Here is a 15,020-nt window from a genome sequence, read left to right on the forward strand (position 1 = left end):
GTAAGCGTCCAGTTCTTACACATCAGCGCGTAATGCAGCCCAGTTCCAGGGTAGCAGATCATCGATCTGGCTCATCGGATGGCCTTGGCTTAGGCGCTCGAGAACGTCACTCAGATAGGCGTGGGGCTCGACATCGTTGAGTTTGGCGGTCGTCAGGAGAGAAGCGATGACGGCCCATCTCTGTGCACCGCCTTCCGAGCCGGCGAACAGATGGTTCTTGCGTCCTAGCGCGACCGGGCGGATAGCGCGTTCGACAGTATTTGTATCGAGGGCGATGCGGCCATCCTCAAGGAACAGACTGAGCTGGTCCCAGCGGGTGAGCGCATAGCGGATCGCGTCGCCCAGTCCGCTGCGCGGCGGGATGCGCTGGAGTTCGGTTTCCAGCCAGGCTTTCATCGCGCGGACCAGCGGGCGGGATTTCCGGGCCCGCACGATCCGACGCTTGTTCGCGCTCTGCCCACGGATCGTGGCGTCGATAGCATAGAGCTCGGCGATCCGCTGCAACGCTTCGGCCGCGATCGGTGAGCCTGTGGCCTGGTGCACCTCGTAGAACTTGCGCCGCGCATGCGCCCAGCAGGCGGCCAGCATGATATCCCCGCCCGTGGTCAGTCGCTCGAACCCGGCATAGCCATCGACCTGCAGCACACCGCTGAAGTCCTTGAGATGGGTTTCCGGACGTTCGGCGCGCCGATCCGGGCTGTAGATATAGACAGCAGCTGGCGGCCCCGGCCCATTCCACGGTCGATTATCGCGGGCATAGACCCAGAGCCGACCTGTTCGGGTGCGCCCGCGGCCCGGATCGAGCACAGGCAGCGGCGTGTCGTCGGCGAACAGCATCTTCGAGCTGAAGACATGGCTTGCGAGCCGCTCATGCAGCGCTTCCAGCCACCAGCTGGCCCCGCCCACCCAGTTGGCAAGCGTTGATCGGTTCAGCTTCACACCTTGGCGGGCAAAGATCTGCGACTGGCGATAGAGCGGCAGGTGATCGCAATACTTGCTAACGATGACATGCGCGAGCAGGCCCGGCGTGGCCAGCCCCTTTGCGATCGGGCGTTCCGGGGCCGGTGCCTGGTGGATCTTCCCGCAGCCCCGGCAGCCATAGCGCGGGCGCTTCATCCGCAGGACACGCAGTCGCGCTGGAACATGATCCAGCATCTCGCTGACGGTTTCGCCGATGAAGTGCAGCGCACCGCCGCAACATGGGCAGGCGCTGGTCTCGGTGTCGACCGCGACATCCTCGCGTGGCAGATGCTCTGGCAGACTGAACGCGCGGGTGCGGGCTGGGCGCGGACCAGTTTCGACCAGTGTGTCTGGCGATGCGGCTTCAAGGTGCGCCACATCACTGTCCAGATCCTCCAGGCCAAGCTGGAGCTGGCCGGGATCAAGCCCCTCGGCCCGGCGACCGAACTGGCTGCGCTGCAGCGTCTTCACCATCTGGCGCAGCCGCTCGATCTCGGCCCGTGTTTCAGCACGCTCGCTGTCACGCGCCGCAGCCATCTCGCGGATCATGCGATGCAGCACATCCACGTCTTCAGGCAGGGCGGCGAGATCAAGCTCCATGGCACGGAGTTTACGATGGAATCAGCTCGTTCCGCACAGCTTTCTGCGGCCTGATTCAATCGGTCGCATCCGCGTCTCACCCCGCCCGATCAGGACGCCAGCGCTCATCCGGGGATCGCCAGTCGATGCCTTCAAGCAGGACAGAGAGCTGCCGGGCGCTGAGCTTCACCACAGCACCCTGCTCGGTCTGCATCGGCCACAGGAAACCGCCTTTCTCCAGGCGTTTCGAGAAGAGGCAGAGCCCGGTCCCATCCCAGTAGAGGATCTTGATCAGGTTCGCCTTGCGACCGCGGAACGCGAACAGATGTCCAGAGAACGGATCCTGCGCCAGCACGCCCTGAACCAGCATGGCGAGCCCATCTATACCCTTTCGCATGTCAGTGACCCCAACGGCGAGGTGCACCTTCAGACCTGATGTCGTCAGCATCATGAGAGGTCTGCCTCAAGCAGAGAGACAAGCTGCCGGACACGGTCAGGATCGACATCCTTGTCAAACCGGATTCGACGCCCACCGATAAGTTCCACCTCTATGCCAGGCGCTCCGCGTTCTATGATTATCGGCGATGGGGCGCCTGCTGACGCGCCCCCTCCACTCGCGTCTTTCTCTACTTCAACAGAAAGGAATGTGGGACTGTCCTCTGACGGGGATAGCTCATTCTTCCAGCGGAACAGCACGCGCTGAGCGATATTGTACCGTCGCGCCACGCCGCTGACCGTCCCGCCCGGTTTTTCCGTCTCGGCCACGATGCGGCGCTTGTCTTCAGGGCTGAACTGGCGCTTGCCGTTCGGCGCATCAGAGCGCGATGGCAGATATTTCGAAGGCGGCGGAATGTCCTTATCCGTCATATGACCAGTCATATGACTAAGCTGTCCGCCGCGCCGGTAGAGCACCTTTCCGCTCACACGAGACTTTTCGGTTTTGAATATGGCCCGCCAGTTACCGAACCGCTTCAGCGGTAACCCATGCGCCTCGCAATATTCACGCTGATTCAGCGTGCTACGCATCCAGGCATCGTGATGAGCCCGCCAGAAAGCCTCAAGCTCTATCTGTTTCGCCGTCTTCCGTTTCGACACCAACACCTCCTCAGATCTGTGCGGATTGCACCGTGAGAAGAAAGATCAGATGCCGCTCCTAGCGGACAAGCGTGTGAGAAATGGACGCTTACTTGCAAGTCCTTCATGCTTAGCGCCCAGAACTGACAACCGGACTAGCGGGTAAGAGCTTCCAATCGAACAGTCTACCAAGGTGGAATAGTGCAAACCGCCTTGATCCCTTGCCGATCAAAGCAGCCAACCATCATTCGTACTCTCTTGCGACACCCCGGAGACATTGTCAGAGCTTTCGCGCTCACCCATTGAGGTGTTGCGCGATTTGTCGCCAGGTCGATGAGGAAGATGTCAGTCAGGGGACTGAGCATATAAAAGTATGCGGAACAATTGTTCCGTGAACCCTATATGGGAATGAATCCTTATTTTACATCAGCACAAAAAACTAATTTGTGTTGTTTCCCTATCCAGCCTTGTTATCTGGCTACTTTCTGCAATGCACATCGGCGCAGCAGTCGTTGTTTATGCTGTTCGAACAGGCCGGACGGTCCAGAACATCAAAATTTCGGCGGGGAAAGCCAGCCCGCAGTCACGAATTTCTGTTCAGACTCTTTTATCCCGCATTGTCAGGCGGACCAGTATCAGCGTGCCAATCAGTGCCGAAATGGCGGACGCCGAAAGTATGCCAAGCTTGGCTGCATTCAGCATCGCGGGCTCGAAGGCGAGGCCGGCAATGAACAGGGACATGGTGAAGCCAATGCCCGTAAGAAAGGCACCGGCCGCGACAAATGGCCAGGAAAGACCGGGTGCCAGCACAGCCAGACCAGAACGGACGGCGAGCCAGCTGAACCCCACAACACCAATCGGTTTGCCCAGCGAAAGACCGGCAATGATCGCCACGGAGACCGATTGCCCGATATCGGCATTGTGAACCGCAATCCCGGCATTGGCCAATGCGAAGATTGGCATGACAGCAAATCCGACCCACGGATGCAGCATGATTTCGAGGCGTTCCACGGGAGAGAGCGATTCCCTAACCGCTCTGCCCGCCTGCCGCAGATCGTGACGGTCTGAAGTGTCTCCGCTCCAATGTTCGCCCTGAGGATAGGCAAGGACACGGCCGAGGATCAACCGAAGGCGGGTGTCACTTACCCAGACCTTGGTCGGCGTCATAAGTCCCAGAATGACGCCAGCGATCGTTGCATGTATGCCGGAGGCGTCAAAGCATAGCCAGACTGCACCCCCCAGCAGGAAATAGACCGGGATGCTTCTGATCCCCAGGCGCGAGATTGCCGCAACGCTCCCCAGGCCAAGAACTCCAAATCCCAGCGCTTGCCAGTTCAGTGCCTCTCCATACCCCAAGGCGACAACCAGAATTGCTCCCACATCATCGAAAATGGCCAAGGACAGCAGGAACAGGCGCAAACTTGGCGGAATACGACGCCCGAAGATTGCAAGGCAGCCAATCACGAATGCGGTATCGGTTGCCATGACCGTTCCCCACCCATGCGATCCCGGCTCACCGTTCATGAGCATCACATACAGCAGAACCGGAACGACCATGCCTCCGAGGGCGCCTGCAAGAGGAAGTGCCGCCAATCGGGGATTGCGCAACTCGCCGAGTACAACTTCCCGCTTTAGCTCCAGCGAAACCACAAAGAAGAAGAACGTCATCAACCCGTCATTGATCCAGTGGCGCAAGGAACGGGTGAAATCCAATGATCCGAATGTCAGGCCTATGGGAGTCTCCCAGAACGCCAGAAAACCCTTCGCCCAAAACGAGTTCGCCAACACCAGAGCAATGACGAGCGCCAGAAGCAGGAGCCCGCCGGCGGCAGCTTCAATTTTCAGAAAGCGTTCAAACGGCTTCGTGAACCAGTCAGCGGCCCCCACCGGCAGATTTTCGTTCTCCTGGTCGGTCATTGGTGTTGAGCTTCTTTTCTTCTATTTATGCAAACACGCACGCGGTGCTTAGCGGAACGGCGCCTTTCCCGTACACATGGTCTGCAAACTGACTCATGTCAGAAAAGCCCGGAACATCCTTTGGCATTTTTCCGGACAATCAGAGAAAAAGTAGAACGGTCAGTAGCTACTCCGCAGATGAGTGGCACGCTGTGTCTTCAGGCTTTGTGTGATCCGGCAATTGTTAGTTTGCGGTCGCAATTGCCAGGATCCTTCGTTCAAACCTTCTGCTTAAGAAATCCCGCTTACCGTAGATATTCCTGTATGACTGACCGAGCAAATGCTGTCCCCGTGCATCGACCGGCATATCCAGAAAAAAGGTATCATGGAAAGCAGCCCGCTTATACGTAAACTCTCTGCGTTTGTGGCGTTGTCCCATGTCGAACTGGCCATGTTGGAGCGTTTGCATCAACGGCAACGGTCTTTCGTTGCCGGGAGCGATCTTGTGTACCAGGGGCAGTCCGAACAGGCCGCCTATATACTGGCCGAAGGTTGGGTCTGCTCCTACAAGGTGCAGCGGGACGGATCGCGCCAGATTGTAGATTTTCAGGTTCCTGGGGATTTTCTGGGACTGCGCAGCATTCTCTTACGAACTTCCGATCATAGCTTTGAGCCAGTGGTGGATATTCAAGCCACAGAAGTCCTCAAAGACGACCTTCTCGAACTGTTCGCCCAAACACCTCGGCTCGCGATGGCGATATTCTGGGCAGCCTCGCGAGATGAAGCGATGGTTGTCGAGCATCTCGTCGGAATCGGGCGCAGAGATGCTGACGCGCGGATTGCTCATTTCCTGCTGGAACTCGGATCGAGACTTACCCTGGTCGGGCTTGGAAGCAGAGAAGAATACGGCTGTCCGCTGACACAGTATCATCTTGCCGATGCGCTAGGCTTAAGCCCTATCCATGTAAACCGTGTACTGAAGCAACTCCGCGAAGCGGGCTTGATCACATTCCGCCATGGTCGGGTAACGATCCATGATCATAGTCGGCTGGTTGACCTCGCCGAGTTCGATCCGGCCTATCTGGATCAGACCGGCCCTCTCCTGAAATGAAGGCCGCCCTCCGGTCAACGAAGGGCGGCCACCTGATCCTCAGGTATGGATCAGCTTACAGGAGCTTGGCGCTGGCAACGTCGAGCTCTTTGTTCGCCTCGATGTCATTGTTCGCTTTGTGCGCCTTTTCTGCCGCCTCATAGTGCCTCAGAGCCGCATCCTTCTTGGGACCAGAAGGCGCCTTGTTCCAGTTGGCCTTGACGGATGTCATCCGGTCGGCAGTCTTGTTATCTTGGGGAGCCATGGGATTGTCCTTTCTTGGACATTCCGAGCATGAAAAGTGTAAGAAGTATCGTCTCACTTCAACATGTGCAGACTCATCGCCTGCTTGTTTTACTCGGAAGTATTCTGTGCACGCCGGAAAATCCGGCATGCAAGCCTTACAATACCCGCATAGGGAATCATCGCACTAATACAGGTTAGCCTGATAGAAACTAAGCGGGTATTGGGACAAATCCCAGCATGTGCCAGGTTCTGGATCCGAACAATCTGAGACCAGCCGGCCAACGAACCGAAGAGGACAGATATGTGGGTTGGCACGTCGACACGGCACGATAGGCGCCAGTCCGGCACAACACGCATATCCAACTCTATGTCCTGACTAGTCTTCCGGGTTTGCAGGCAACGCCATCGTCTACGCACCTACGATGGGCAATTCTTTTATCGCCGCCGGTACCTGAAGAAGGTTTTTTTCAAATCCGACGCAGGCATTCAAAACTTCGATATTCTTGCTTCACCTTGTAGCCAGGCAGCTTTTTTTGCGAGGTTTCACTGCACACGGAGCGCACACGAAGGCCTGTAACGTATTGTTTTTTATAACTTTTACTTCCAGTCCATCATGGGTGCGACGGAAAACCTATAGGATTGATTTGGTTGCATTTCTCATAATATTCAAAGGACTAAAGGGAAAAGGGCATACCTGTTTTGACCAATTTGGACGCGCTTGTACCGGATTTGATCTGTCAGTGCACGTGTAGAGCACGAAAAATGACAATCACCAGCAAGCACCTCTGGTGGATCTCCCTGGATATGAGGCCTGGGCCTTAATCAACGAACAGCGCCACGCCCCAGCGCAGCGCCAGCCAGTGTTCCCGAAAAACAGCGAATTCGAGAGGTGCCGGAGTCGTCCCGACAATTCCGGGACCTGTGGGCCACAGGCACCAGGACTTGCAGATAACAATCTAGAAAAAATGATCAGATTGTTTAATACGAATTAAACTCACAGGATGTAACGTACGAGCATTCCAGAATCCCTGGCGCCCTATTTTGGGAAAGAGGTGCGATATTACTTTCAAGCTAAGCGAAGCCGAACGGGAGTTCATAGACCGCCTGGGCCAGCAAGTGCAGACAGACGGCATGAGCCGTATCATGGGGCAGATATGGGCTGTGCTTATTCTGTCGGACGAAGCTTTATGCGCATCGGATCTGGTTGATGTGTTGAGTATATCAAAAGGCAGCGTCAGCACGAATATCCGCACGCTTGAAAGTATGGGCGTGCTTGAAAGGCGCTCAAGAATTGGGGCGCGGCAAGAATATTTTTATATCACCTCCAATCCGTATTCCGCGCTCATCCATGCTCAGATAGCACGCGTCGATAGAACGAAGCAGATCGTCTCGGATGCGCGTGCGCGCATTTCAAAGCCGGCAACGCGCAGCAAACTCGCAGAGTTCGAGCGGTTTTATGGGGTGCTGCATGAAAAGCTGTTCCTGGTTGCAGATGAATTGAAGGCGACCTCCGAGGACGCAGACAAATGAGCGCCCTCCTCATCAGACGCCCCGTGAAGAGGCCGGTATTCCGGCTCATCCTCCTGCCGCTTGTTACTGCGGCACTCGGATCATGCGCCTCGCACCACCCGGCAAGCGAGCGAACATATCAGGAGGAGGTGCCTGCCGAATGGGACGCGCAGAATGACCCATCCGCAATTGAGGATGAATGGTGGCAGCGGTTCGGCGATGAACGCCTGAACGCCCTCATCCATCAAGCCCAGCTGGAAAACCCGTCTTTAAGGCAGTCTGAGGCCATAACCGACCAGGCGCGGGCACAGGCGCGGATCGCCGGAGCGGATCGTCTGCCGCAACTCAGCGGCGCCTTTAGCGGGTCGAAACAGAAGCAATCGCTCGCTGGTTTTCCGATCCCGCAGGGAGAAGGCCAGCCCACGTCCGCGACATCTGAAAACTACGGCCTGTCCCTGGAGGTATCCTGGGAGCTGGACTTGTGGGGGCGCATCGCCTCTCAGGAAGAAGCTGCGATTGAGGACTTTCTCGCGTCGGAACAAAATTACCGCGCTGTCCAGCAGTCCATCGCCGCGCAGACCGCGAAAGCCTATTTTCGCGTGATCGAAGCGCGAGAACAGCATGACTTGTCCCTGCGCACGGTAGCCGTGCTGGAAGAAACGGCGCGGCAAGTCGGCAATCGTTCCGAACACGGCATTGTTTCGCCGACGGACAAACTCCTTGCCGAAACGAATTTGGAAACCGCGCGCGCCGGCCTGCAACAAAGCCAGGACACCCTCCAAAAGGCCATTCGCCAGCTGGAAATTCTGTTGCGGGACTATCCTGACGGTGAGATCTCAACACCCGAGCGCCTTCCGGATGTCCCCACGACGCCGCCGGCCGGCGCGCCAGCCGGGCTCCTTTCCCGCCGGCCCGATCTGATCGCTGCGGAGCGTGCCATGCGCGCATCGGGTTTACGTCTTGCCGCGTCTCGTCGCGCTTTACTGCCTTCGATCAGCCTCACCGGATCGACAGGCACGCAAAGCAGCGAACTTACCAATTTGCTCAATGGCGACTTCTCCGTCTGGTCGATCGCCGGCCAAGCCGTTCAACCCCTGTTCCAGGGCGGGCGCTTGCGCGCGAATATTGCATTGAGTGAGGCCAATGAGCGCGAAGCGGCCGAGGCCTATGTCGAGGCTGTACTGACCGCCTTTTCAGAAGTGGAAGCGGCGCTTGCCGCAGACGCTTTGCTGGCGGCGCGCGAGGCGTCGCTTTTGAAGGCGGCCGATGCTGCCGCGGAAGCGCAACGCATTGCCCTGAACCGTTATGAGCAGGGCGTTACACCATTTTTGACGGTGCTGGAGTCACAGCAAAGAACGCTCGACACGCGCAGCGGCTATCTTGCTGCGCGCCGAGCGCGGCTGGACAACCGCATTGACCTGCATCTGGCGCTTGGCGGGGGCTTCGCCTCCCCGACAACAGCTATCGCCGAAGGATCTACGGAGTATCCGGATGGATAATTGCGTTAAGGCATTGTCTGCCATTTTCGTTCTGTCTTTGGCCGTCGCGTGCGGCGATGGAGAGCCGGCCACCGAAGCCCCACCATCGCCGGAGCCTGTAGCGAGCGTTCAAACGGCACAAGTGGCGCGTAGAGACGTTGTCACCTGGATTTTTTCCGAGGGAACGGCGCGCGCGATAGAACGCGAATTTCTGAGCTTCGAAAGCGCCGGGCGGATCGCGTATGTGGATCAGACACTCAAGGAAGGCGACCTTGTCGAAGCGGGACAACTGATCGCGTATCAGGAAAAGAACAGGCCCGACGAAGACGGCACAATCATGCATGCAGCCGTCAGGGAGGCGCGCGCGGACCTGGAGCTTGCACAGAGAACATTCAGCCGCTTTAGCGCCCTTCTTGAGCAACGCTCGGCATCCCAGCAAGAATATGACGAAGCAAAGGCCAAGCTCGAGCAGGCGCAGGTCAAATACCGTAACGCCCTCATAACAGCGAGCGAATCCCGGATTGTCTCTCCGATCAACGGGATTCTTGCGCGCCTGAACATAGAACAGGGTTATTATTTCACGCCACAGCAGGTCCAGTCGTCCAGCGAAGCAGGCGCGCTCCACACCGTCCCGGTGGTGATCATTAATCCGAGCGCTTTTGAAGTGACTATCAGCCTCCCCTCCTATCGCGATCAGGAGATTGCCGTGGGCGGCCGGGTCTTGTTTGAAAGGAATATCGGTCAGGAGATAACAGGACGCGCGAACGTAAGAGATACGGACATGCCCTCACACGAAGCGGGGGATGGTGACGTTCTCGGAACGGTTTACGCCATCAGCCCGTCAGTCGATCCTGAAACGCGAACCTTCCGCGCCAAACTGCGAACGGATGAAGGCCCGCAAACCTTGCAGGATGGTGAGTTCATCACCGCCTGGATTGAAGGCCCTTCCGCGCAAGATGCGCTGACGGTTCCTATCGAAGCCATACGTTACACCGACAATACCCCCTTCGTATTCCTGCTGTCCGGGCAAACGAATACAGTCGAAAAGACGCCGATCAGGATGGGGCTACGCGGGCGTCATTACATCCAGGTGCTCGATGGCGTGTCCGACGGCGACACGGTGGTGACCAAGGGCAGGTCGCGCCTGTCCAGCGGAGATCTGGTGCGTGTGATTGAACAGACCGCGGCGGAAAATACGAGCGCCGCGCCATGACAGAAACCTCATCAGAACAATCCGAAAGCCCTGGGCCTCAACCGGAAACGCCGGAAGTTGCAAATGCGCACCCGCTGTCGCGTTTCTTCTTTCTCAAAACGACGTTTGGATTGCTGTTCACATTCCTGCTCATCGCGGGCGGCTTTTTTGCATATTCAAACCTCACAAAAGAAGCCCTGCCCGACCTTGATATCCCGAATGCGACGATCACCACATTGTGGGCGGGCGCTGACCCGCAGACCATTGAGGAACAAGTCACTCAGGTCCTTGAGGATGAGATCGCCACGCTCAAGGGACTGAAAACATTCTCAAGTGCGTCGTTTGATTCCTACTCCATCATTGCCGTGGAGTTCACAGCGGATACCGACACGGATGACGCCATGCAGCGCTTGCGAGACGCCGTCTCGGACGCCACAGGCGACTTGCCGGACAAAGCTGAGGCGCCAGACATTCAGCAAGTGTCTGTCAACGACCAGCCGATCATGACAGTCACCCTGTTTGGCGATGCCAGCGATGCGGACTTGAACGCGCTCGCGCGAGAATTGCAGGACCGCGTCGAGACGATCGGCGGCGTCAATGAAGTCGAGCTAGGCGGCGCGCGTGAAGAAGTCATACAAATCCTGCTTGATCCCGAACGCTTGCTGTCTCTCAGCATCGCGCCGACCCAGGTCAGCCAGGCGGTCGCAACGGCCAATCTCGATCAGCCATTCGGTGATATTGAGAGCGACGAAGTAGGCGCTGTTTTTCGCCTTGAGGGGCAATTCCAGGATGTCAGCGACTTTGAGGCTCTGCCTATCGCCAAGCTTGGGGGTGAAATCGAGCAGCGGCATGTGCGCCTCGGCGAACTCGGGTCGGTTTCGCGGCAACTGGAACGCGAAGAGGCGCGCGCTTATTTCAGCGAAGCCGCCGGGCCGTATCAGAAGACTGTCGAGATCAGCGTCAAGAAAGCGCCCGGTGCGGATACGGTCAAACTGATCGAACAGATATCCGCTGAACTCGCCGTTTGGAGCGAGGCGAATGACTGGCCGGATGGTATAAAATACACCATCACACAGAACGAAGCCGACAAGATACTGGCGTCTCTTTCCGATGTCTTTGAAAACGGCCTTCAGGCGATGGTCATCGTCTTCGTCATTCTGTTTCTGATTCTGAGCTGGCGCGAGGGCCTTATCGCCGGCCTGTCGATTCCACTGTCATTCTGCGGCGCGCTGATCGTCATTTGGATGCTGGGCTACACGCTCAACGAGCTTGTCATCATCGGAATGGTGCTCTCGCTTGGGCTGCTTGTGGACGTCATCATCCTGATGATGGAGGGGGTTCACGACGAGATCTATTCCAAACACAAGACTTTCGGTCAGGCGGCACTTGCGACCATCCACAAATACGCCGTTCCCGCCTTCGCCGGACAGCTGACAACAATCCTGGCGCTGGCGCCCTTGATGGCGATCAGCGGCGCCTCGGGCAAATTCATCCGGGTTCTGCCTGTCACGGCAATCACCTGCCTTGTCGCCGCCTTCGTCGTCGCGCTGCTGGCGACAGTGCCGCTGTCTCGTTATCTGCTCGCGCCCGTTGCAAAAAAGGGCGCAGCCACAAAGGAGACAGGCGCCGACAGGATCATGGGCAGAATCTCGGCGGCGCTCGAAACGTGGAGTTTGCGCGTATCTTTGAAAAGCAAGACCAGGGCGAGCGTCTTCGTTGTCGGCGCCCTTTCGCTTTTCGGCTTGTCCCTGTTCTCCGTCACCCGCATCCCTGTCGTTCTGTATCCGAGTACTGACGGCCTGAACTTGGGCATCAATATCGAACTGCCGCCCTCCACGACACTCGACACATCCGAGTCCGTGGCGGACACCGTCGGAGAAATATTACGCGAAAAGCCCTACTTCGACAGCATCATCAAGCTGGTCGGACGGAAAAGTCCGTTTGCTTCAACATCTATCTTGTCCTCCCTGGAACAATCGCAATCAGAACAGTTCATCGGCTTCTCAATCACGTTCAAGGAACGCTCGGAAAGGGACAAGCCAAGCTATCAGCTAGCCGATGAAATCCGGCGCGAACTGAAAGCCTATCTCGACGCCAATGTTGCCGGTGCGTCTCTTCTCGTCGTCCCTGAAATTCGCTCTCCATCGACTGGAGACCCGGTCCAAATCGCTATCACCGGAAATGAACTGGAGACCCTGCAGCGCCTGTCTAGCGAAGTTCAGGGTCTGCTGACCGAGATTCCGGGCACGACAGATGTCCGCGACAATCTTGGCAGCGTCAAAACTGAAATCACGCTGAGCCCCAATCGCGAGGCCGCGGATTTCTTTGGCCTGACTCAACAGGACATCGCCGCACAAATCCGCTTCGCTGTCTCCAACGACCCGATCGGTGTCTTTACAACTGTCGGACCGGAAGACGACCTCGATATTCTTCTCAGCCTCAATTGGGCGAGCCGCGGCGGTTCCGTCGGCGGCCCCACAAGCCTAGAAGAACTCTCCACAATTCGCGCCTTCACGCCCGGGGGCGGGACCGTCTCCCTGCTTTCCATTCTGGAGCCGGAAGTGTCCGAAGCCCCGATGTCAGTCATTCATCGCGACGGCGACCGCGCGATTACCGTCATGTCGAAGCTTGACGGACGCACGGTCGACGAGGTTGTCAGCGACATTGAGCCCCGGCTTGAGGAATTGAGCGCTGCGTGGCCTACCGGTTATGCTTGGTCCATCGGCGGGGAATCCGAAGAAACGGCCGAAACCTTCGGGTCTGCCGGCATCATGCTGATTGTCGCGCTCATCATGGTTTACGGCGTCCTCGTCATTGTTTTTGGATCGTTCAGCCAGGGCGTCATCCTGATGACGACCATGCCCCTCGCGCTTGTCGGCACCTTTATCGGTTTCTGGCTCAGCGGCATGTCGCTCAGCTTCTTCGCCATGATCGGCATCATCTCTCTGATCGGCATTGTCGCGAATAACGGTATCATCATGGTGGACACGATGAATACGGAGTTGCAGGGAGGCAAAAGCATCGCGCAAGCAGCCGCCAATGGCGCCGGTGCCCGTCTGCGTCCCATCCTGACCACCTCGATCACGACCGTCGCCGGCCTCCTGCCGCTGGCGATCGGCAGTCCCATGTATGCGCCGCTTTGCTACGCCATCATATTCGGCCTGGTTGCATCGACGCTGTTGTCCCTGATTATCGTTCCCTGTCTTTATGTCCTGCTCACAGGCGAGAACCAGAGAGCAGCGGAAAATCTGGACTAGAGTCCAGGAGGGTTCTTTCGATGAACGACACGACTGATTCTTCCGTAGACGTCCCTCAGGATACCGGTGAGCCAGGAGAACGCACCGGCATTTCAGGAATCCTTCTGGTGTCGCTTGGCCTGATTGCCCTCGTCACTGTGGTGTTCTCGCAATTGGATAATAGCGGTCCAGAGGCGCTCGAGCGGACACGTCTGTCACTGACCAACGCAACCGGCTGGTTCACCATATTTGTGATGAACGCCATGCTGGGCGTGGTGATCTATCTTGGCGTCGGGCCGCATCGCAAACTCAGGATCGGAGGGCCTGAGGCCCGCCCGGATTACTCTCTGTTCGGATGGATAGGCATGCTGTTTGCCGCGGGGACCGGCATCGGCCTGCTCTTTTACAGCGTGTCGGAACCGATTTCGCATTTTGAAACCATGCGCCCCTATTTCGGGCATGATGGCGACGCAGCCCGCCGCGCCATGAACATGACCATCCTGCATTGGGGTTTGCACGGTTGGGCAATCTATGCGCTCGTGGCGCTTATCCTTGCCTGGTTTCATTACAACCGCGAAGGAAATCTGGATTTTGCCGCGCCTTTGGGAGGCGCAAGCGCACGAGGCTGGCGCAAATGGATGGGACGGAGCCTGAATGTCTTTGCCATTCTTGGAACGGTATTCGGCGTCGTCACGTCGCTAGGACTGGGCGCGGCACAGGCAAGCGAGGGACTGGCCATCCTGACCGGACTGACGCCAGGCCTGTGGCTTCAACTGGCCATTATTATTTGCGTTTGCATCATTGCCACGATCTCTGCCCTTTCAGGCGTTGGACGCGGCGTGCAGAGCATCTCCAAGCTCAACCTCCTGGTAGCCATTGCGCTCATGATCTTCGTGCTTGTCATGGGCAACACGATCTTTGTTCTGAAGGCCTTCGGGCAGCATATCGGCTACTATCTCAACAATCTTCTCGAAGTCTCCACCTGGCGCGAGACCTATACCGGCACGACCTGGCAACTGAACTGGACCCTCTTCTACTGGGCGTGGTGGATCGCCTGGTCTCCCTTTGTTGGCTTGTTCATCGCGCGTATCTCGCGCGGACGCACCGTGGGGGAATTTGTCGTCATGGTCCTGTTGGTGCCGAGTGCCTTCAATGCCCTCTGGATGACTGTGTTCGGGTCCAATGCGCTGCATGAAATCCTTTTTGAAGACAAGGTGCTTCTCAATGCGACGGGCCCCGATGGACTTTATCAGTTCCTAGCCCTTTTTCCCTTTGCTCCATTCCTGATCGGCGTGGCGACGATCGTGGTGCTCCTGTTCTTTGTTACGAGCGCCGATTCCGGCGCACTCGTCGCGGCCACGCTTTCCTCGGGCAAGACCAGCCCACCGGCCTGGCAGAAAGTGCTATGGATGATGACTGTGCTGCTGGTGACTGCCCTGCTGATAGGCGGCAATGGCCTGCACGCCATCCAGACGGCAACGATTGTGGCAGGCTTTCCTTTCACCGTGCTGTTGCCCTATCTCGCGCACCGCCTGCTCTCGAGTATGCGCAGCAGCGGAGGATGAGAGACTGCGAGCTCTTGCGCACATCTCACACAGCCGGGCGCGGCGATTGGTCGGCAGAAGAATGCGAATGCATGGTTGTGCCATGATCCAGCGTCCGTACAGATAGCCGGGATTAGAAGCCGCACGGCAGGCTGGACACATCCGCCCGCCGCCGGCTGAGAGGGAAACAGTCTACAACGCCTGGGAGAGGCGGAA

11 protein-coding genes are annotated in these 15,020 nt (G+C 57.6%); 6 read left to right on the forward strand and 5 right to left on the reverse strand.

Translation table 11 applies throughout. The features are described from left to right. Positions 1-15 precede the first annotated feature (15 nt). The 4 genes from tnpC to nhaA all read right to left on the reverse strand — a co-directional run bounded on the left by tnpC (position 16) and on the right by nhaA (position 4,530). Complete coding sequence (gene tnpC, locus B8784_RS05430; RefSeq protein WP_084396523.1) at positions 16-1,560, reverse strand: IS66 family transposase; 1,545 nt, start codon at positions 1,558-1,560, stop codon at positions 16-18. A gap of 76 nt (positions 1,561-1,636) precedes the next feature. After that, on the reverse strand, positions 1,637-1,990 hold the full coding sequence (gene tnpB, locus B8784_RS05435) for an IS66 family insertion sequence element accessory protein TnpB (protein WP_084396522.1): 354 nt from the start codon (positions 1,988-1,990) through the stop codon (positions 1,637-1,639). After that, a complete protein-coding gene (gene tnpA / locus B8784_RS05440) occupies positions 1,987-2,634 on the reverse strand; it encodes an IS66-like element accessory protein TnpA (protein WP_143435299.1) in 648 nt (215 codons plus the stop codon). The genes tnpB and tnpA overlap by 4 nt, the downstream gene beginning before the upstream one ends. A gap of 576 nt (positions 2,635-3,210) precedes the next feature. Then, entirely contained in the window at positions 3,211-4,530 is a 1,320-nt protein-coding gene (gene nhaA / locus B8784_RS05445; RefSeq protein ID WP_084396586.1) for a Na+/H+ antiporter NhaA, read from the reverse strand. A 364-nt stretch (positions 4,531-4,894) separates the two neighbouring features. Here nhaA and B8784_RS05450 point away from each other — a divergent pair, with 364 nt between their 5' ends. Next, positions 4,895-5,620 (forward strand): Crp/Fnr family transcriptional regulator, encoded by a 726-nt coding sequence (locus B8784_RS05450; RefSeq protein ID WP_084396693.1) that lies wholly within the window; start codon positions 4,895-4,897, stop codon positions 5,618-5,620. 55 nt (positions 5,621-5,675) lie between these two features. On the opposite strand, the gene B8784_RS05455 is transcribed toward B8784_RS05450, so the two are convergent. Further along, positions 5,676-5,864 (reverse strand): hypothetical protein, encoded by a 189-nt coding sequence (locus B8784_RS05455; RefSeq protein WP_084396587.1) that lies wholly within the window; start codon positions 5,862-5,864, stop codon positions 5,676-5,678. Positions 5,865-6,976: 1,112 nt separating this feature from the next. On the opposite strand from B8784_RS05455, the gene B8784_RS05460 reads away from it, so the two are divergent. Genes B8784_RS05460 through B8784_RS05480 form a run of 5 tightly spaced genes read left to right on the forward strand, consistent with a single transcriptional unit; the run spans position 6,977 to position 14,825 of the window. Continuing rightward, positions 6,977-7,375 (forward strand): GbsR/MarR family transcriptional regulator, encoded by a 399-nt coding sequence (locus B8784_RS05460; protein ID WP_084396588.1) that lies wholly within the window; start codon positions 6,977-6,979, stop codon positions 7,373-7,375. After that, positions 7,372-8,853 (forward strand): efflux transporter outer membrane subunit, encoded by a 1,482-nt coding sequence (locus B8784_RS05465; RefSeq protein ID WP_084396589.1) that lies wholly within the window; start codon positions 7,372-7,374, stop codon positions 8,851-8,853. Before B8784_RS05460 ends, B8784_RS05465 begins: the two co-directional genes overlap by 4 nt. Continuing rightward, complete coding sequence (locus tag B8784_RS05470; protein WP_084396590.1) at positions 8,846-10,045, forward strand: efflux RND transporter periplasmic adaptor subunit; 1,200 nt, start codon at positions 8,846-8,848, stop codon at positions 10,043-10,045. The genes B8784_RS05465 and B8784_RS05470 overlap by 8 nt, the downstream gene beginning before the upstream one ends. Beyond that, a complete protein-coding gene (locus tag B8784_RS05475; RefSeq protein WP_084396591.1) occupies positions 10,042-13,281 on the forward strand; it encodes an efflux RND transporter permease subunit in 3,240 nt (1,079 codons plus the stop codon). Before B8784_RS05470 ends, B8784_RS05475 begins: the two co-directional genes overlap by 4 nt. Before the next feature lie 20 nt (positions 13,282-13,301). Next, positions 13,302-14,825: a BCCT family transporter gene (locus B8784_RS05480; RefSeq protein ID WP_084396592.1), complete on the forward strand. Its 1,524-nt coding sequence runs from the start codon at positions 13,302-13,304 to the stop codon at positions 14,823-14,825. Positions 14,826-15,020: the final 195 nt, after the last annotated feature.

Source organism: Henriciella aquimarina (assembly GCF_002088975.1).
GTDB classification, from domain to species: Bacteria; Pseudomonadota; Alphaproteobacteria; order Caulobacterales; family Hyphomonadaceae; genus Henriciella; species Henriciella aquimarina.

Coding starts and splice junctions, on each gene's coding strand:
- B8784_RS05480 (WP_084396592.1), top strand. CDS start 13,302: ATGAACGACACGACTGATTCTTCCGTAGACGTCCCTCAGGATACCGGT.
- tnpB (WP_084396522.1), bottom strand. CDS start 1,990: ATGATGCTGACGACATCAGGTCTGAAGGTGCACCTCGCCGTTGGGGTC.
- B8784_RS05460 (WP_084396588.1), top strand. CDS start 6,977: ATGAGCCGTATCATGGGGCAGATATGGGCTGTGCTTATTCTGTCGGAC.
- nhaA (WP_084396586.1), bottom strand. CDS start 4,530: ATGACCGACCAGGAGAACGAAAATCTGCCGGTGGGGGCCGCTGACTGG.
- B8784_RS05450 (WP_084396693.1), top strand. CDS start 4,895: ATGGAAAGCAGCCCGCTTATACGTAAACTCTCTGCGTTTGTGGCGTTG.
- B8784_RS05470 (WP_084396590.1), top strand. CDS start 8,846: ATGGATAATTGCGTTAAGGCATTGTCTGCCATTTTCGTTCTGTCTTTG.
- tnpC (WP_084396523.1), bottom strand. CDS start 1,560: ATGGAGCTTGATCTCGCCGCCCTGCCTGAAGACGTGGATGTGCTGCAT.
- B8784_RS05475 (WP_084396591.1), top strand. CDS start 10,042: ATGACAGAAACCTCATCAGAACAATCCGAAAGCCCTGGGCCTCAACCG.
- B8784_RS05455 (WP_084396587.1), bottom strand. CDS start 5,864: ATGGCTCCCCAAGATAACAAGACTGCCGACCGGATGACATCCGTCAAG.
- B8784_RS05465 (WP_084396589.1), top strand. CDS start 7,372: ATGAGCGCCCTCCTCATCAGACGCCCCGTGAAGAGGCCGGTATTCCGG.